A 20,200-nucleotide genomic window follows, 5' to 3' on the forward strand; every position below is an offset into this window, starting at 1 on the left:
GTTGGACACCACCCAAGTGACCCGCAGTGATAAGGAATATTTGCAGCTCGAAAGAGCTGCATTCTCAGACCCGTTTTCGTTTCTCGGCCCACAGTATGATGTAAACGGTATAGCCTTAAGGGTATGGATACCAGGAGCTGAAAGCGTAACCGTCGAGCTACAAAACGGCGAGAAATACCCATTAACCCGTGAAGCTGATAGTGGCTTCATCTTAGAGGGTGATGTGGATTTAACCACTGCTTATTATCAACTACATATTCGCTGGCCTCAGGGTGAGCAAACTATTCACGACCCTTACCAATTTCACTCTATCTTGCCAGCAGGTGATGCGCTGAAGACGCCTTCGCAAATGCATTGCGAGATGGGTGCACAGCTTATTACCCTACAGCAGGCTAACCTGCCTGTTTCTGGCGTTCGCTTTTTGGTATTTGCACCACATGCCTCTGCGGTAAGTGTTGTGGGTGAATTCAATGCGTGGGATGGCCGTCGTCATCCATTACAACGTCTTGATGATGGCTTGTGGGGGCTGTTCATCCCTGACCTTGAAGAAGGCACACGCTATAAATTTGAATTGAAAGACAGCCAAGGTAATGGTTTGCCGCATAAAGCCGATCCTTGGGGCTATGCATCGGAACAGTACCCATCTTTTTCTTCTGAAGTTTACGACCAATCACGCTACCAATGGCAAGATAAGCAGTGGCAACAACGCCCTGTTACTGCAAAGCACCAAGAAGCATTGTCTTTTTATGAGTTGCATGCAGGTTCTTGGCGTCGTAACGATCAAGGTGAGTTTCTAACTTATCGTGAATTAGCTGAAACCTTGCTTCCATACATTGTCGAAATGGGCTACACCCACATTGAATTGATGCCTGTTTCTGAGCATCCATTTTATGGTTCATGGGGTTACCAACCAATTGGCTTATTCTCACCAACAAGTCGTTTCGGTTCGCCAGATGATTTCAAATACTTTGTTGATCAATGCCACCAAGCGGGTATAGGTATCGTTCTTGATTGGGTGCCTGCGCACTTCCCATCGGATGATCATGGTTTAGCCAAGTTTGATGGTACAGACTTGTATAATGAGTCTGATCCTCGTCGTGGCTGGCACCAAGATTGGCAAAGTTACATTTATGATTACGGCCGTGATCATGTTCGTCGTTTCTTAGTGTCTAATGCATTGTTTTGGTTTGAGCATTACCACATTGATGGCTTACGTGTAGATGCTGTTGCATCTATGCTGTACCTCGATTACTCGCGTGAGCATGATCAATGGATCCCGAACCACGACGGTGGTAACGAGAACTACGACGCTATTAGCTTATTACGTTGGATGAACGAAGAAGTTTACCGTCATTATCCAAATGCCATGACTATAGCAGAAGAATCTACCGCGTTCCCTGGGGTGTCAAAACCAACAGATATGGGCGGTTTAGGTTTTGGATTTAAATGGAATATGGGCTGGATGCATGACAGCTTATCGTACATGCAAGAAGAGCCTGTGAACCGTAAGTATCATCACGATACTATTACATTCCCTCTTGTCTATGCGTTTAGTGAAAACTATGTACTGTCTTTATCTCACGATGAAGTGGTATACGGTAAAGGCTCACTACTGGACAAAATGCCGGGCGATGAATGGCAGAAAACAGCCAACTTACGTGCTTATTTGGGCTACATGTATGGCCAACCAGGCAAGAAACTAAACTTCATGGGCACTGAAATTGCTCAAAGTGCTGAATGGGCACATGAAGGCCAACTAGAGTGGCATTGGTTAGAGTACCCACGTCATAGTGGCACGCAAGCTTTGGTTCGTGATCTAAACAAGATGTACACTTCAGTTCCTGCGCTGCATGAGCAAGATTGCTCAACAGAAGGTTTTGAGTGGCGCCTAATGGATGATGCTGAACAAAGTATTCTAGCCCATGAACGTTTTGCATTGAATGGCGATAAAGTCTTAGTTATTTCAAACTTTACGCCAGTGCCACGTTTAGGCTACACCTTAGGTGTACCGCAAGCGGGTCAATATGAATTGCTAATTAACACTGACAGCGAAGAGTATTGGGGTAGTGGTGTTGCCGTTAATGCAGTGACGCCAACACAAGTTGTTAGTTCTCATGGATTAGACAATTCCATTGTTATTGATTTACCTCCACTTTCAACAGTGTTCTTATCATTCAAGAAATAAATCGTAACAATTGAAAACATTCAAGCCCACAATATAATTGTGGGCTTTTTTATTATCTATCAAATTGTTACACTACATTTTTTTGCAAGGCAAATAATTACGTACTAGTCAAACCATGAAACTGGCTGTATTATTCGTTTACTGAATAAGTTGAATGTCATACTCTTTTTTTTTAATCGACAAGCGTTCAATTAAATGTTGAACTGCCCCTTAGCCTACTTTCCACTTGCGTTATTTTGATTAATTAATCTGCTGAATTCTAATCCGCATCGCTTGGTATATGACGAGCGAGAGTGAACATGTTCACGTATATAATAACTAGTAAAAACAACACCTTATACCACAATAAAAAGCTGTATATGAAGGTGAATGTTATTTTTGTTGAGATAAAATTTTGAAAACACCCGCTGTTGCCTTGCTGTTCGCTTCGCTAGTTTCCCCAACGACTTTCGCACAAGATTCCTTTTTCCCTATTTGGGGTAACGAAGCTGAAAAATTGGGCTATACCTTGCCAAAGCCTTATGGCATCTCTGTTTCTTACATGGACATGAGCAACCCAGTTACTGTTGATAGTATTGAATTAACAGGGGCCCCAATGCTTGAAGCCATTGATATTGATGCGAAAAATGCGACTTTTACGGGTTCGAACATTACCGTTCGTGCTGATGTATGGGTTTTTCCGTTCATGAATGTCTATGGCATCATTGGCTATACCCAAGGTGAGAGTAAAGCGAAGATCAACTCTGTTACTTGTGATAGCAGTAAATTTGATGGACCCAATTTACTTTGCGGTGTAATTAATGCCGTCGGTGATAAGTTGCCTGAAAATACTATGTTCAATCTGGAAATGGATGGTGGTACATACGGTATAGGTACAACGCTGGCGGGTGGTGTGGGCAACTGGTTTGCTTTGCTGGATATGAACTACACCTACACCAGTATTTCTGCAATTGAGGGCGATATTCGTACTTTCGTTGCCGCACCGCGTGTGGGTTATCGCTGGGAGTACGACGGTGGTCGTGAATTGCGTGTTTTCACCGGTGTTATGTATCAAAAAGTTGATCAGTTCTTAGTTGGTGATATTGCCAGTTTAGGTTTGCCATCTGTCGTTGTTGCTGCCGCTGATAAAATTGCCAAAGATGCGGGTAATGATAATGCAGGTTTTGAAGTAAGCCAGCATGCCAGTAGTAACTGGAATAATGTTGTGGGTATGCAGTACGCGTTCAACCGTGATTGGGATGTACTAATCGAGGCTGGATTTGGTGCGCGTGAATCTTTATTTTTCGCCCTTGGCCGACGATTTTAGGTGAGTGAACTATGAAAAACACACTCGCATTACTCCTCGCGGCGACCTGCTCATTATCTGTCTACGCTGAAGAGAAAGAACTGACAACCTACGAACGCTATCAAGCTTGGTTGAACCAGATGTTGCTTGAACTTGGTGCTGATGGCCAGTTTAACCCTGATAAAGGGGTTGATTGGAGTGTAATGCCAGGGCCGTTTTACACGCCAGAAAAAAAGTTTGGTATCGGTGTATCGGCGGTGGGGTTATATAAACCTGATCTTGCCGATACAGTGACACAGCCTAGTTCAGTCACTATTAATGGGTTTGGTTCGATTAATGGTGCTTACGGCCTTTCATTTAGTAACACTAACTATCTTTCCCATGATAAATATCGGTTATTTATCGACGCTGAGATCATGGATTCCCCTGACGTTTTTTATGGCGTAGGTATGAATGCTGGTCTGAATAACGATCGTGTCGATTATACCCGTAGAACTTATGCTGCTTCCGTTAAGGGCCTGTTACAAGTCATGCAGTACACTTATGTTGGTTTAGGGTTTGAATTTTCAAAAAATGAAGCATCAGATGCTGAAATTGAAGATCCACAAAATCCATGGGTTGGACAATCGCTGGCAGGGTTCCCAGATCAGCAATTCAGTGCCGGTGTAACCATGTCTTTAGCCTACGACTCGCGTGATTTTGCTTTAAATGCCTCGCAAGGGCGGTTGGTGAAGTTAGACTATACCCACTTCAGTGCTTCACTGGGTTCCGATCATGAGTTTGATCGCGTGGCGGTCAATTACAGTGATTATTACTCACCGGATTTATTAGACGGTGTCATTGCATGGCAAGCCTTACTTGAAGCAAATTTTGGTGATGTAAGTTGGGATCAAATGGCATTACTGGGTGGTGGGAGTGCACTTCGTGGTTATGAGCAAGGCCATTATCGTGATCGTAATATGATGATATCTCAAGTTGAATATCGTCAGCCAATTGGTGGTCGACACGGTATGGTTTACTGGGTTGGTGCTGGCACATTGTCAGATCAACTTAGTGAGCTAGGGCAAGAAAAATGGCTAACGACTGTTGGGGTTGGCTATCGATTTGAAATTAAGCAGCGTGTAAATCTTCGTTTGGATATGGGATTTGGCAACGGCGAAAGCGGTTTTTACTTTGCAATAAATGAAGCATTTTAATCAACAATGATAAATCTTAGCGTTAAGTCACTGCTGATCTTCACTTTTATCCAATTGCTCAATGGCTGTGCAACAGAAGAAGCGTGGCAAATTCATTTGATGCCCTCTGAGCCTCATGTTCAAGCCATGTTATCGGGAGAAGAATTCCGCCACGAGGAGTGGCTAATTGCAACATCGCAGTTACCAGATTTGTCGGTACCGGATAATGTCCGCCCTTGCTGCGCGTTTGGTGATATGCAAAAGGTGCAAGTTGGACCACTGCCAATCCCATTTTTTCGTTTAAATAACGTAATTAGCGTCGATGATATGGGTCCACATAAATTTGCGAGTGGCATTTATCACTACACGCCTGCCTCGGCTTCGGCATCTGGTGTTGCGGGTAGCGAAAATAATGGCTTGTTATATACCCGACAAGGGGGCTTTATTGATTTAGCCCATGTACGGGACAGCGCCGATGACACTATCGGACTGTTCTTTGAGATGTTGGCTAATTTAGGGACTGAACACCGTATTGAGTTACCTGCCGAATTAGGTCCACGTTATGTGGAAATGAAAGCATTTGATGTATCAAGCTTCAATCAATCACAAAAGTGGCATATAGCGGCCAATATGGCAGCGCGTATTGCTTACTTCAAAGCAGAATCACATGAAATAGCACAATGGCACGGTTACAGTAGTTTCTCGCAATGGCCTGAGACGATTTCTGCATATTCGCCTGAAGATCTGTACTCCAATATGCTCGGTGCTAAGCTCACGCTCGCGTTGATCGAGCAGCACAGAATGCTGACTGAAACCGAATACAATCAGAACTTAACGTTGTGGATTGCCGCCAGCTTGCAACAGCTAGGGGCGGTAAATACGGGTCAAGCTAAACAAGCGTTAGCTTTGGTTGACGGCCATTGGTGGGATTCAACAGAATTGATTCCAAGCAAGTATATGATTTTGAAACGTCATTATACGATGGGCGATCATCAAACTCCGCATGTTATTAGTTTAGAGAATGGTTTGGAAAGCGGTTTAGATAAGGGCTTGGTTAATGAGACCGCTATCGGTAGCGATACGGTTTTGCTAGCGTCATCCGAATTATCGCCGTTAGTTACTCAAGCTTCCCCCACACCATTATCACTGCCAAGCGAAGTAGAGGGTGTGAAGCTTGACGACGTCGCACGCTTAGTACTGGAAGTTGATGATGGGTATGCTGAGACGTTCTCGCATGTCCCTCCCGCATTGTGGGAACAGCGCATAGAACACATTCATTTTCAAAAAATTGCTGATTTTGCACAGCAACAAGACGAGCAAGACTTAATCCTTTTAAGGCAGAACAATGACAAATAACCAGCGAGCCAAGCGATGTGCATCATTTAAATCATCTTACAATTCAGCAAAAAGGTGGTTTTTGGCTACAAGTTTTGCCGTTGGTTTAAGCGGGTGTGGGACCACAAATTATTACGATGCGCTCACAACAAAAGATATTGTGCCGCCTTCAGAGGTACAACAATCTGACAGTATAGTGAGCGCTAGCTACGATAAGGCACAACGACCACGCTTAGCGATTGCATTTGGTGGTGGTGCTGCTCGCGGCATGATGCATCTAGGCGTAATGAAAGCCCTTGATGAAGCGGGTATTAAAGCTGATATCGTCACTGGTACTTCCGTCGGTTCGATAGCCGCTGTGCTATACAGCAGTAAAGAGTACGATGAAATTGAACAGATTATGTATTCATTTTCTGAACATGAAATTGCGGATTTTAATGTATCTAAACAAGGCTTAATCAAAGGACGCGCATTGGCCAAGTGGCTAAATAAGCAAATTAATTATGATGATGTGGCTGACTTACCAATACCAACAGGGATAGTCGCGACTAATTTAACAACTAAGCGTAGTGTGATGTTTACTCATGGTGATGTGGGCCGAGCAGTGCAAACGTCGTCGAGTGTACCTGGCGTATTTGTTCCTGTTCAAAACAATAACGATATTTTAGTTGATGGCGGTGTGTTATCACCAGTGCCTGTTTACGCTGCTCGCCAAATGAAGGCCGATATTGTGATTGGTATAGATGTATTTTGTAGCCAACCGCCACCGCTGACAGACAGCGCCGCCAAGGTTATTGCAAATACTTACTGGCTGCAAAGCTGTGATGCTTCAAGAAAAGAAACAAATAGTGCAGACATTATTGTAAGGCCTACACCTTGGGATGATAGTTTAGTGAATTTTGGTAACCGACAAGAGCGTGAAGCGGCAATGTCTGCAGGCTATGACGCGATGTTGCCACATATCCCTCAGTTAAAAGCGCTACTAAACAAGTCTGAGAATGCTGAGCCAAGAGTCATTAAATCTGATGTGATCTAATTGTGTTTGACGTTAACCATTATTTATAATTGCTTACGTTGTAGATACAAAAGCTCAAGAGCATGCGCAGTTTATTCACATGCTGTTTTAATGTATAAATAAGATGGTTGATATTGAGTCAACCAAATCCTCCAAACTTAATTTGCATCATTAGTGACTTGTTTTTACTTGTGTTTAGTATATAAAGTTGGAGTAACGTCACAGTTTCTCCTTTTATATGCAGGTTGTTGCTTATGTTTTTTGTCTGCTATGAATCGCAGGTGAGCCAGATCTGCTTGCAAGAATATTATATATCCAAGGGCTGGTAATGCATCAAACAACGCCACTTCAAGACACCCAATCTCATGGTAAAGAGCGCGAGTATTCCTCGTCGCTTAACCTTATTTCTACGACAGATCCCAAAAGCCATATCACGTATACCAATCAGCATTTTTGCGATATCGCAGGTTATCAAGCTGAAGAAATGTATGGGGAACCTCATAATTTGGTTCGTCATCCAGATATGCCTAAGGCCGCGTTTGCTCAATTATGGCAATACGTCCAGTCTGGTAAAAGTTGGATGGGAGTCGTAAAGAACAGCTGTAAAAATGGTGACCATTACTGGGTTTCTGCTTTTGTGACACCAATTACTGATGATAAAGGGCGGGTTGTTGAGTACCAATCGGTTCGAAGCCAACCATCGCGTGATGAGATTAATCGTGCTTCTGAGATCTACAGCAAGATAAAGCATAATCAAAAAGCAGGTGTGGCAACGCGCCCTCGTTTGCGCCAAGGCTATATTTTAAATAGCTTACTTATCGCGACTATGGGGCTAGCTGCTTACCAAATGTTTGCTTCTGATTTCAATCTAGCTTCTGTTGGTTTACTAGCAATCTCATCGTTAGCGCTTGGCTTGTCAGGCAAGATGGGGCAGCGCCAAGCCGCGATTAATGAATTGGCAGCTAAAGCCTACGACAACCCGCTGATGGAAGCGGTTTATACTGGCCGTAAAGATGATTACTCTGCTGTTGAATTAGCGCTGCGTATGCGCCAAGCAGAACTACGTGCCATTGTTGGTCGTGCGAGTGAAACCTCTGCTGATATTTTGATTTCCGCAGAAGATGAGCGCGCGAACTCCCAAGAGATTAAAACTAATTTAGCTCGTCAAACACAAGCCACTGAGCAAGTTGGGGTGGCAATGGGGCAGATGTCGATATCGATCCGAGAAGTCGCGGAAAGTGCAGCGCAAGCATCAGAGCTTACTTCGCAAGCGCAATCTATGTCGGAAGGCGGTCAGCAACGTGTGCAAGAGACGATTGACTCAGTGCAAGCACTGCATAGCGAATTGGATAATTCTAAACAAGTGATTAATGCGTTATCAGACAGTAGCCGTCAGATTGAAAGCATCTTAGATGTGATTGGCTCAATTGCAGATCAAACTAACTTATTGGCACTTAATGCTGCGATTGAAGCGGCAAGGGCGGGAGAAGCTGGACGTGGCTTTGCGGTTGTGGCGGATGAGGTTCGCTCGCTAGCGCAGAAAACCCAAACATCGACAGAAGAAATTCAGGCCATGATTACGAATCTTCAGCAGACGGCTGCGCAAGCAGTGAATGCTGTCGAGCGCGGTGGCGACTTATCAGAGCAGTGTCGAGTCCAAGCCTTAGAAACGGGCGATCAATTAAGCCAAATTAACGACATGCTGAATAGGGTGACAGACAATAGCCATCAAATAGCGGCGGCGGTTGAAGAACAAGCCGGTGTGTCTGACGATATTGGTCGTAATGTTGAGCAAATTAACGAGCTGTCCTTTGCTACTTCTTCGGTGAGTGACCGAGCCGTAGAAAGCACTCAGCGTTTGGTCGAACGGTTAGAAGGTCTTAGCCGTTTGATGAAACAGTTCCAACGTTAAGTTATTTGCTTTGTGAACGAACTATCGGCCTCAGTGTTATCGCACTGAGGCTTTTTTATTTCTGCCCCATTAAGCCCTATAGTTATCACTTACCATATATGTGATTATTGGACTCATGTTTCGGCTTAGGCTTTAGGCCTAGCAATTTTGATTGGCATTTCTGCAATATAATAAGGGATATTATGACCCAAAAGGTATTGGTGCTTTTTGCACATCCTTCTCAGCATCGTTCTGAGGTTAATCTTCCTCTTTTTGACGTAGCGAAGAAAGTCAGTGGCGTAACAACTGTCGATTTGTATGCTGAGTACCCTACGTTCAATATCAACATCGATAGAGAACAAAAGCGCTTACGTGAGCACGATGTAATCATCTTTCAGTTCCCACTCTATTGGTATTCAACCCCTGCAATTTTGAAAGAGTGGCAAGATCTTGTGTTGGAATATACCTTTGCTTACGGAACTGGTGGAGATGCGTTAGTAGACAAGACATTCTTCTGTTCGCTTACTGCGGGTGCAAAAGTAGATGCATACCGTGCCGAAGGGTATAACCATTTTACGATTCGCCAATTATTGTACCCATTGGAGCAAATGGCTAGCCTAACAGGCATGTATTACTTGCCTCCTTTAGCTTTGTTTGGTTCACGTACCGCATTAGAAGAAAATCGTATTGATAACCACCTTGCTGAATGGCGTCATTTGCTACAGCTGTTGGTTGCTGGAGATTTAGATCGTGAACGTGCATCTCAGCTCGAAAAGTTAAATCATTATTTAAATGATGATCCTCGTATGATGGAGGCGGTGAAATGACAAGTATCTTTCTGCAAGCTTTTATCTACCTAGCTGCCGCTGTTATCGCCGTGCCAATAGCGAAACGATTGGGCTTAGGCTCTGTACTGGGTTACCTGATTGCGGGTGTGGTGATTGGGCCTATTATTGGCTTAGTTGGTGAAGAAACCACAACCATTCAGCACTTTGCCGAGTTCGGCGTGGTGATGATGCTGTTCTTAGTAGGGTTAGAATTAGAACCCAAGATGCTATGGGCGATGCGTAATCGCTTAATGGGGCTTGGTGGCCTGCAAGTGGGGGGAACCACTGCGGTTGTGTTTGGGCTTGCCTTGTACTTTGATCAACCTTGGACAATCGCATTAACGATCGGTCTCATTTTTGCGCTTTCTTCTACCGCAATCGTACTGCAAACCTTTAATGAAAAAGGATTAACGAAAACGGAAGGCGGCCAGAATGCCTTCTCAGTACTCTTGTTCCAAGATATTGCCGTTATTCCTATGCTGGCGTTTATCCCGTTACTGGCCTTACCTGATTTGGTTGCTCAGGCGCAATCAGCGATTGGCGCAGCGGCACAGCACCATGAAGAGCTCAGTTTAGTCGCAGGTCTACCTGGTTGGGCATATGGCTTAGTGATCACGGGGTCTATCATAGTGGTCGTGATTGGCGGTCATTACCTGAGCCGGCCACTGTTCCGCTTTGTGGCAAGTTCTGGCTTGCGTGAAATCTTTACCGCCACCGCTTTAATGTTAGTGATTGGCATTGCTGCGCTAATGAGCTTAGTGGGTTTATCGCCTGCATTGGGAACCTTCCTTGCGGGTGTGGTATTGGCGAACAGTGAGTTTCGTCATGAACTGGAATCTAACATCGACCCTTTTAAAGGCTTACTGCTTGGTTTGTTCTTTATCACCGTTGGTGCGGGGATTAATTTCGGCGTATTGTTTGATGATTTTGGTTTGATTATTGGGCTGACACTTGGCGTGATGCTGATAAAAGCATTAGTGCTCTATAGCCTTGCATTGATCTTTAAGATCAAAGGCAGTGACCGATGGTTATTTACCCTGAGTTTGGCACAAGCGGGTGAGTTTGGTTTTGTGTTGCTGAGCTTCTCGCTGCAAAATCATGTTATTCCTGCTGACGTTGCGCAGACCTTGTCGTTGGTAGTGGCGCTGTCTATGTTCTTAACGCCGGGGTTATTTATCTTGTTTGATAAAGTGATCTTACCGCGGTTTGAAAAAACATCGAATGATCGCGAAACCGATGTGATTGATGATCAAGGCACTGTGATTATTGCAGGTATCGGTCGTTTTGGTCAGATTGTTAATCGCTTATTGGTTTCCAATGGAGTGAAAACCGTAGTGCTGGATCATCAAGCCAATCAAGTTGATATGGTGCGCCAAATTGGAACGAAAGCCTACTATGGTGATGCAACCCGACCAGATTTACTGCATACAGCAGGCATTGAACATGCAGCTGCGCTGGTGGTTGCGATTGATGATCATGAACACAGCGTTGAATTGGTCAAATACGTTAAGCATACCTATCCAGACGTTAAGATTATTACCCGCTCTTTCGACCGTGGTCATGGTTATCTCTTGCGCCAAGCGGGAGCCGATATTATTGAATCAGAAACGTACCATTCAGCGTTAGAAATTGGTGGTCATGCGATGAAATCGCTTGGCTTGCATCCTTTCTTCGTTGAGCAGCAAAAAGTCACCTACAAGCGTGTTGAAGAGCGTAAATCCGACAAGCTGTATGCAGTGTGGGAAGATGATTCAGAAGGTGAGCGTTTTGATAATAATTACCGAGATTTGTTTATTCGCCTTGAAGAAGTAATGGCTGAAGAAATGAAAGTGGATCGCAGTGACAAACATGCTCGTTCTGAACGTGGCTGGACGCCGCCACCAAAAGGTTATGCGGATGGTCTAGAGGATGATGATCAACCACAAGTTAACTAACTCGTATGTAAAAGCCTAATCAAAACATCAATTTTAAAAACACCGCACTGTAATGAGCGCGGTGTTTTTTTAGGATGATCCTTTATGCCATTAGAGTTCTTGTTCACCAATGGTGAACAGACAGTTGTCGTTAAAAGAAGTTGCTGGCTGCCACTTTCCATCTTTTAATTTGATGTTTTTTACCCCTAGCTTATCGAGCGCAGCAAGGCTGTAATTCCAACCTATGCAGTCTTGGTAGCGATCATATTTATCTGATTGACCAAGAATAGTGATGGATTGTTTAACCCCAATGTCTCGGAATAACCTCTTTTCGCGCTCGCGTGCTGCAACTATGTAGCTTTCAAATGCCTTTTGCTCTTCTGGGCTGAGTAGCTCTTCGAAATCATCATCTTCTTGTAAGGCACCGCCATGCCATCCCAGTAAACTGTTAGCAGATAATACTTTGGTCTTACCGGCAGGAAAGACGTAATTAGCGCAGGATGAGAAGCAGTAATCTTTCACTTCAACGTTTAATTTGTGTTTATAGATCAGTTCTGCCAGTTCCATGCCTGCATTGATTTCACCACCACGGCTACGGATCTGTAGGCTTGTTGTTTGTGAGTCAATTAGCTTTTTGACTTGTTCATTAGCTTCAAAGCTCATACCACCATCAAAGCTAATTACATTGTTATTCTTTGTCACATTTGCAATCTGAAAGTATGAACTATCGTCATTATCATTGTTCTGTTCTTGGGAGGCGGATTCATTGATGGTATCAACTGGGAGAGATTGGCACCCAGAGAGTAAAGCAAAGCACAGCACCGTCGTTATTTTATTAAACATTTTTATGGCTCGCTATTCGTCATTAAAAACAACATTTTATTAAAAGTAAGATAAAGCTCGCAAGCTGAATAAAAAAGACAAATGTTAAGCTATAAGTAATTGTTGTGATCTCAGTGAGTGATTAGGTATTTATTACCGTAATGCCTTTGCTATAACGCGTTCATCATTAGTATTTAGGTTTAAATTACATTAAATATAGGTGTGACTATTGAAGTCCATTTGTTAAATTTTTGCTGGGGCCATTCATATACAGTGATTTGTATAACAAAATAGGACTAATAATATAATGCCTTCTAAAACAACTAGTTAAATCACAGATAATGTTTTCTCGCTCTTTAGAATTGATTTTTCAACTTTTCTTCAGAGGAAGTGACTGTGGAAGGCCGTCCATCGTTAATCGATCAAAGAGAACATCTCCGCTTACCATCTTTTGGTGAAGCCGTTTTTTTACTCTCTTTTATAACTGTGTCGCTCATTATCGGCATCATGGTTTTTCATCTTGATGTTCATATTTTACTGATTATTTCTGTCGTACTTACTATGCTGTTTTGCTGGCGTTGTGGATACAGTCTAGATCAGCAAATTGAGATCATGGGAAACAGTCTAAAAAATGCCACTGGTGCTATGTTTGCCTTCTTGTTGATAGGCATGATCATTGGTGTTTGGATTTTGGCCGGAACAATTCCAGCATTGATCTATTATGGTTTGGATATTGTCTCGCCCGAATTGTTTCTACCTGCCGGATTCTTGGTGTGCTGCGGCATCACCTATGCCACGGGTACCAACTGGGGTGCGGCTTCTACCATAGGTGTCGCGCTAATCGGTATGGGGATCAGCTTAGGCGTTCCATTACCAGTTATTGCTGGCATGATCATCTCTGGTGGGGTCTTTGGGGTAAACCTGTCGCCACTATCAGATGTCACCATTTTATCCTCAGCTACCGCAGGAACAACGGTGAGCGATCACTTAAAAGCGGTCAGTAAAGTTAATCGAATCGTATTGGTATTATCTGCCGCCGCTTATTATTTTATGGGTGCATATTACGCGGGCTCAGAAACTGGCGGTACCAACCATATTATTGAGCTGCAAAACGTTTTAAGCCAAGCTTTCGATATGAACTTATTGGTGTTGGCACCAATTGCGATCACCTTGGCGATGACTTTCGCTAAAATACCCTCACAAATAGCGCTATTCTGCGGCATTGTCGCTGGTGGTGTGGTTGCAGCTTTGGTTCAAAGTAATAATCTGCACGAAATTTTTGAAGCACTGAACTATGGTTTCACCCATGCTACGGGTCATGAATTGGCTGATAAACTGCTGATCCGCGGTGGTATTCAGAGCATGATGTGGACCTTTTCGTTAGCGTTTATTGCGCTTTGTATGGGAGGGTTACTTGAGAAGGCACATTTTCTTACTGTGATGCTTGAGAAGATCCTTCCCAAGCTGAAAAGTAATGTCAGTTTGGTGTTCACCACTTTGTGTACCTGCGTGCTGGGGAATGTCACAACCAGCGAAGTCTACCTTTCGATGATCCTTAATGGCTCCCTTTACAAAGAGGTATATGCCCAACGTGGCTTTAAGCCAGAAATGCTCAGTCGCCTGCTTAGTGAAGGTTCGATGACGTCAGGTATGTTATTGCCGTGGACAACTGCTGGGGCATTTATGACGGCGACGCTAGGGGTTAGTCCGTTGGTTTATGCGCCTTATGCCGTGTATGTGTGGCTTACACCCATTGTCTCTCTGTTGCTCGTTGGTATGGGACGTACGCTTATTAAGTATGAACCTGCACAGGGCTACAGTGTGCCTAAAGACATCACGAACTGAGCGGAGGCGACTATGTTGAATTCATTAGCTGCGGAGCCTAGCACGCTTAATCAGCAACAAGATGAAAAAGTCACAATGACCAGCTGCGCGCTTTGTGGTGGCGGCTGCCAGTTAAAAGTCATCGAGTCTTTCGATGGATGTCAGAAAATCATGGGTGATATTGATGACCCGGTGTCACAAGGCCAGTTATGCCGTAAAGGGCGCAATGCGTTAGCAATCATGAATCACCCTGATCGCCTAACACAGCCATTGATGCGAATTGGTCAACGAGGAGATGGGCATTGGCAAGCGGTGAGTTGGCAAGAGGCGATTAATTATACGGCTGAGCGTTTAGCGCAAACTCAGCAACAGTGGGGCGATAACAGTGTTTTTCTGGCTTACGGTCATTCTAAAGACTTTATCAATACCCAGCTATTACGACTTGCCAATGGCATGAATACAGCCAATATTGTCGGCCCTGAAACCGTCTGTTGGGCCCCAACTAAACTGGGGCGTGAATACACTTTAGGGTATAGCCCATGTCACGATATTAACGAGCAAACCCAGTGCATTATGTTTTGGGGGGTTAACAAATATCACACGCGTTTTAGTGAGGTCAAAACCTTAAAACGAGCCCTTAAAGCGGGTGCTAGCTCAATCTGCATTGATCCACAAAAAACGAAGCATGCTCAGCAGGCCGATCTGTGGTTGCGTGTTGCACCGGGAGCCGATCTGTCTCTAGGGTTGGCGATGCTTAAAGTGATTATTGAAGAGGATCTTTATGATCATGACTTTGTCGCCAATTGGTGTGTAGGCTTTGAATGGCTTCAGCAGCAGCTTAGTTGTTATTCATTTGAGCGATTAGTGCAAGATGCACAGCTAGAGATCGGCCAAATTCAGGACGCAGCGCGGACCTATGCGCAAGCAAAACCTGCTGTGATAGTGAGCGGTAACGCGCTCGATCATAACAGTGACAGTTTTCAAGTGAATCGAGTGATTGCCATGTTGATGGCGATTACAGGTAACGTCGATGTCCCTGGCGGGCAATTTCATAATCAAGAGGCTTCTTTGATAACAGGTCGCTGGCCTTACGATGATCAAGAAGTCAATGCCTTGTCACAAGTCGAGCGAGATCAAAGTGCAGGTACGCCAGTTATCCCTGAGTATTTCAGGGCGACGAATCAAGGGATCACCGATGCTATTTTGCATGATGAGCAAAACCCAGTGAAAGCTGGCTTTGTGGTTGGTGCGAATCCATTACTAAGCTGGCCAGATACCCGTAAAGTGCATCAGGCGCTTAAAGCATTAGACTTTCTTGCTGTGTCAGAGTTATTTATGACGCCAACAGCGATGATGGCTGATATCGTTTTTCCTGCGGCAAGTTTTATGGAATACGAAGGTTTAACACAAGGTAATGATGGCGCGATTCGTTATCAACCTAAGTTGGGACAAGTGGGTGATGCGAAACCCGATCATCAGATTATTGCAGCTATCGGTGAGGCCTTGGGTGTCTTCGAAACGAAGCATGACAGGCTGTTAGAGCAAGACCCATTCAAGCACTTTCAAGATGATGCGTATTGGAACGTATTCTTGCAGCCAAGTGGTGTGGATTTTACCGCGTTAAAAGCAAAACAACGCTTGGCTCCCACGCCGTCTGTTAAGCAGTATCGTAAATATTTGCATCATGGGTTTCCAACGCCTAGCGGTAAGGTTGAGCTGTATAGTAAAGCACTAGTGCAGCTAGGTGCGGATCCATTGCCTACGTTTAAGCCTATGCAAACGGTTAAAAAATCACGCTATCCTTTGCTACTGACTACGGCCAAATCAAAACATTACATGTTCTCGCATGGTCGCCAAATAGCCGCGTTGCGTGATGCTCATCCTTGTCCATTAGTAAGGGTTCACCCAGAGACAGCCTTGTCGCTTGGGCTTATGGAAGGTGACAATGTCCGAATAGAGGCCGAGTGTGGTCAAGCGATCTACCAGCAGTTGAAGTTAGATCCTGATCTTGCGCTTAATGTAGTGGTGGCTGATTTAAGCTGGTGGTATCCCGAGCTAGGGTACAACCGTTTAGGTGATGTTTTTGAATGTAACTACAATGTGTTAACCAATGGCGATGATGATGGGCGCGGATTAGGCGAAGCGGGCAGTTTCAATATAAATGGGATCAGAGTGAAGTTAAGTAACGAGTGACCTCAGGTAAATAGTTACCTAAGCTCGTTTTTAAAAAATGATGACATAAAAAACGCCCTTGGCTTTGAGTAAGCTAAGGGCGTTTTAAATGAAGCTATCGCATTATGCTGGGCTGTAATTCGTCACGGCTTCTTTTACTGCGCGAGAGCGATCTTTAGTGAGAGGTTCCATCAAGATAGCGGCATCGCTTGCTTGGCTTAAAATCTCAGGTAGTTGTGCGCGTCGACCTGCATGTAGATAGGCCAAGGTTTTTTTGAAACTTGCTAGATTTGAGTTTCTTCGGCTCAAATCACCGCGGGCATGGTCGTGAATAAATTCACAACACGCTTCGAAGTTGGCGTGTTTAATACAAAATAGCGTAATGTGGGCTGGGTTTACTTCCAGTTCTATTAGCCAATTGAGTAAGAAACGCAGTCCAGTTTCTGTTGCTTCGTTGTCATATTCACGAATACGTTCAAGGTAGGTGTCAAAGTCAATATCTCCTTGGCTGAGCTGATGGTGTAACCATGGCTTTTCATAATTTCCTTCAATGATTTTAAAGCCACGGTAGTTATGGTTGAACAGTAACTTGGTGAAACGATCACGGCGCACTTGGTCCATGGTCCAAATGAACTGGTTCACACCGTACATGGTGTATTCTTCAGCGTTAGGGCTGAAATATTCGTCTGACAGTTGCGCTGTATAAAGTGAAGCTATACTGTCGAAATCGACTTCGCCTGCTAGGTATTCTAAGGTTTGCTCGACGATATGTTCGATTCTTGCCTTGGTATTTTGTAGTTCAGCGATACGGGTAAGTAGCGCTTGGCTATCGGCATCTTCTGCGAAAATCAGCAATGGCCCGCGAGGTAGTGATTCAAGGTAGGCCTCAAGGGGAACTTCATGGTCAGCCATCAAAATGACATGGTGATCGTCGCCTTGTTCGTTACGGCGTTTTTGCACCACGGTTATCGCCATCCAACTCATGCCATCCATATGACAAGGTTGGTCGTGAACCGTATCTTGATCTGCGATGATAGGTAGTCGCAGTTTCGCTGGTGTCTTATCGCCATCACCTATGAATAAGCAGCCTTTGCCAAACTCGCAGGCCAACGCTTGTTCCCAAGACTGAATATTCAGCTGTACCATGATTTTGAGTGCACGTTTGAAGTCGTGGTTGATATCAAGTGGGATCTCAGGGTACTTGAGCGATGCATGGTGCAAGAACTCAATTTTGGTGTGTTCGTTGATGTATTGTAAGCCGTCACGCATGGCTTCGGCTTTCTTACGATCTATGCTGCCGAACATGCTGGTTTCAGTGCTGGTTATTTCGCTATATACATCGATCCAATGTTTAAAACGTTTGGTATCATGGAATTGACGATTCATTTCATAAGCACTGAGTATTCCCTTGTTAATCCCTGCTTTTTCGAGTTGTTCTTGGATGTTGATATCATCAAGTATGTTCTCAAATTCTATATCCCACGAATCATCTGAGTAGGCGCGCAAGATATTCCGTGCGGTACGAACAGGGGCAAGGGTAATGATAAATTGCCATAGGCGATCGGCTTGTGCACGTAAAGGCAATGGCAGCTGACGTAGCCAGAATGCAATCAAGGTGAAGCGCTGGAAGTCTTCATCGTGGTCTTGGAATAACTTGTAGCCTGATTGGTATTCGCTGTATTTATTCAGGTAGATATTACTGCGGCGGCAGCAATCATCGCGGAATAATTGTGGTTCAAGCAGTGCCAATAGACTTTCTTGGCTCTCAGTTGGTTTGTCAGCCATAAAATAGGCTTTAATGCGAGCAACATCTGTTTCGCTTAGCCCTTTATCTTCAGGGCAGTAGTACGCCCCTTGAATGAAGGCTTCTTTTATTATGTGCGAAGCGGCCATTTCCCAAACATTGTGTTCGTTTACGTAGTGAAATAGTGCCTCGGTAATATCATCGCCTAGGTTTTCATTGAAATCGTGGTGAAGCTGGTAACTTGCCAGCGCCATAAAGCCCATGTGAGGTTCAGGCCAGTGCGTTGGACGACAGAGTTCGCGAGAGGTACGCAGTACCTTATCGACATGCTTAAAATGTTTGCTGTACAGCATCTCATCGTTATCGGTGAAGCTACTGAAGATAGACTGTACATCACGCGATAGCGCAGGTTCGAGAGGTTCATTGCCAGCATCTGACGTGGTTGCTTCAGGTGCTGGTAGTTGGCTATAGCGACGGTAGTAGTCTTGACGTGACAGTAGGGACTCTTCATCACCTTCTGTGAGTGATTCCATCATGTACTTGCGAAGTTCACGTTTACCTAGCGCGTGATAAAAGACATCGATGACACGCAGGTATTGTTGGCGACGTGCTTCCAGTCGACCTTTATCGCTGTCTGCGGTGACAGTTAAGGTCGTGATCAAGCCATTTTCATGTTCAATGGTCGACTCTTCACCAAAGTGATCTGTTAGTAGATCCCCACGGACTAAATCTAGAATACTATTTAATTCTTCGGTAACGCCTTGGTTGTTATATTCAAAGCTGCACAAGTGATCTTCAATTTGAGCTGACATCTCAGGTGCATGCGCTTTGGCGAGCGGAATTAGCTCAACTTCTTCTAAGGCATCTAATGCACAGCGGTCTTCGCCGTTTTCGATATAACACCAAAGTTGTTCACCTTGCGGCATGGCGAGAATGAGCGGCTTGAGTACTTGGGTGCCAAAATTGAGTTCGTATTGACGCTCGTCACGGGCGAGATAGGCGAGATACTCTGCACGTTCTTTCAGCGCATTTTCAGAGGCTTTCACCAAGGTATCTGTCACTTGGCTTCGAATATGGGCTTCTAGATCGTAAGCTTCATCTTCCAGCGTACTGGCCATGAATGCTTGCTGCACAAAGGCATCTAGTGTCTCATCTTCGTCGTAAAAATCAGAGTGTGAGAAGAGACTCTGATACAGCCATAATACTGGATGATGGTGGCTAAAATCTTCATCCTCTTCTTCCGTGGTATCTATGCTAGACAACAATACGGGCTTGGCCTGAAAACGCTCAATCACCATCTGCTTAAAGCTGTCGTATTGATCAGGGTTTTCCTTTAAGTATTCACCTAAAGGCTGATAGGTGACGGCATCGCTATAGGGATCATCCTTGAACATCCCAATTCGAAAAGTAGGGTTGTCACACCAAATAAAGGCTTTAATAAGTGTGGGCTGCCAGCCGTGCTTTGTTAATAATGAAGCAAGATAGCTTTCATATTGGGTGGCATGTTCATCGTCCCAATAGGGGATGAAAAACTGCCCCAGAAGGTAAGTGTATTGCAGATCGGAGCTTGCCAGCATATACAGCGCTTCGACACCAAATACACGCATGTCATCAATCCACATTTCACTGGTATCGTTCATGCGGCGAGTATAAGCAACAATGGCTTTAGCAGTATCGACAATAGTGTCTTTAATTTCAGGGTATTGGAGTGCGGCAGCAAATACGATCACCTCTGAGATATAGGTCTCAGTGGTATCGGTGATCTCATGATCGTAGTAGTGAGAACCACCTTCTTGACCTTTATCTAGCGCGGACTTTAATAGCCTAAGGTTCTGCCCCGCATCACTAGGTTGTAAGCGGCGCTTTTCATTAGAGTTGTGATGTTTGAACTCCACATCAAACTGTTGATTATTAAAAGCTTGGTCAGTATTGAGGAGCGTTTGGTATTGAATAAGCGCTGCTTTGATTTGTTGTGGGTCTTGAATATCGAGGGTAATTATTTTGTTTTTATC

General features: G+C 44.4%; 12 protein-coding genes. 10 read left to right on the forward strand and 2 right to left on the reverse strand.

Translation table 11 applies throughout. The features are described 5' to 3' along the window. Position 1: 1 nt before the first annotated feature. The 8 genes from glgB (at position 2) to ASV53_RS07510 (ending at position 11,647) form a co-directional block, all read left to right on the forward strand. Complete coding sequence (glgB, locus tag ASV53_RS07475; RefSeq protein WP_189337843.1) at positions 2 to 2,185, forward strand: 1,4-alpha-glucan branching protein GlgB; 2,184 nt, start codon at positions 2 to 4, stop codon at positions 2,183 to 2,185. Positions 2,186 to 2,579: 394 nt separating this feature from the next. Further along, positions 2,580 to 3,491 carry a hypothetical protein gene (locus ASV53_RS07480; protein WP_094956643.1) on the forward strand — a complete coding sequence of 304 codons (912 nt, stop codon included), beginning with the start codon at positions 2,580 to 2,582 and terminating at the stop codon, positions 3,489 to 3,491. Positions 3,492 to 3,502: 11 nt separating this feature from the next. Further along, positions 3,503 to 4,666, forward strand: coding sequence for a BamA/TamA family outer membrane protein (locus ASV53_RS07485; RefSeq protein WP_094956644.1), 1,164 nt, complete (start codon positions 3,503 to 3,505; stop codon positions 4,664 to 4,666). Positions 4,667 to 4,672: 6 nt separating this feature from the next. After that, positions 4,673 to 6,001 carry a DUF4056 domain-containing protein gene (locus ASV53_RS07490; protein ID WP_141226234.1) on the forward strand — a complete coding sequence of 443 codons (1,329 nt, stop codon included), beginning with the start codon at positions 4,673 to 4,675 and terminating at the stop codon, positions 5,999 to 6,001. Positions 6,002 to 6,062: 61 nt separating this feature from the next. Next, complete coding sequence (locus ASV53_RS07495) at positions 6,063 to 7,016, forward strand: patatin-like phospholipase family protein (RefSeq protein WP_189337844.1); 954 nt, start codon at positions 6,063 to 6,065, stop codon at positions 7,014 to 7,016. 307 nt (positions 7,017 to 7,323) lie between these two features. Then, on the forward strand, positions 7,324 to 8,907 hold the full coding sequence (locus ASV53_RS07500) for a methyl-accepting chemotaxis protein (RefSeq protein ID WP_094956646.1): 1,584 nt from the start codon (positions 7,324 to 7,326) through the stop codon (positions 8,905 to 8,907). A gap of 179 nt (positions 8,908 to 9,086) precedes the next feature. Further along, positions 9,087 to 9,713 carry an NAD(P)H-dependent oxidoreductase gene (locus ASV53_RS07505; RefSeq protein WP_094956655.1) on the forward strand — a complete coding sequence of 209 codons (627 nt, stop codon included), beginning with the start codon at positions 9,087 to 9,089 and terminating at the stop codon, positions 9,711 to 9,713. After that, positions 9,710 to 11,647: a monovalent cation:proton antiporter-2 (CPA2) family protein gene (locus ASV53_RS07510; RefSeq protein ID WP_094956647.1), complete on the forward strand. Its 1,938-nt coding sequence runs from the start codon at positions 9,710 to 9,712 to the stop codon at positions 11,645 to 11,647. The genes ASV53_RS07505 and ASV53_RS07510 overlap by 4 nt, the downstream gene beginning before the upstream one ends. Before the next feature lie 90 nt (positions 11,648 to 11,737). Here the strand turns inward: ASV53_RS07510 and ASV53_RS07515 are convergent, their stop codons facing one another. Next, positions 11,738 to 12,469: a hypothetical protein gene (locus ASV53_RS07515; protein ID WP_094956648.1), complete on the reverse strand. Its 732-nt coding sequence runs from the start codon at positions 12,467 to 12,469 to the stop codon at positions 11,738 to 11,740. A 375-nt stretch (positions 12,470 to 12,844) separates the two neighbouring features. On the opposite strand from ASV53_RS07515, the gene ASV53_RS07520 reads away from it, so the two are divergent. Then, positions 12,845 to 14,293: a Na+/H+ antiporter NhaC family protein gene (locus ASV53_RS07520; protein WP_094956649.1), complete on the forward strand. Its 1,449-nt coding sequence runs from the start codon at positions 12,845 to 12,847 to the stop codon at positions 14,291 to 14,293. Between the two features lie 12 nt (positions 14,294 to 14,305). Continuing rightward, positions 14,306 to 16,465: a molybdopterin-containing oxidoreductase family protein gene (locus ASV53_RS07525; protein WP_094956650.1), complete on the forward strand. Its 2,160-nt coding sequence runs from the start codon at positions 14,306 to 14,308 to the stop codon at positions 16,463 to 16,465. A gap of 102 nt (positions 16,466 to 16,567) precedes the next feature. On the opposite strand, the gene ASV53_RS07530 is transcribed toward ASV53_RS07525, so the two are convergent. Further along, on the reverse strand, positions 16,568 to 20,200 hold a 3,633-nt coding region (locus tag ASV53_RS07530; protein WP_094956651.1), incomplete at its 5' end, for a hypothetical protein.

This window comes from Photobacterium sanguinicancri (genome assembly GCF_002265265.1).
GTDB classification, from domain to species: domain Bacteria; phylum Pseudomonadota; class Gammaproteobacteria; order Enterobacterales; family Vibrionaceae; genus Photobacterium; species Photobacterium sanguinicancri.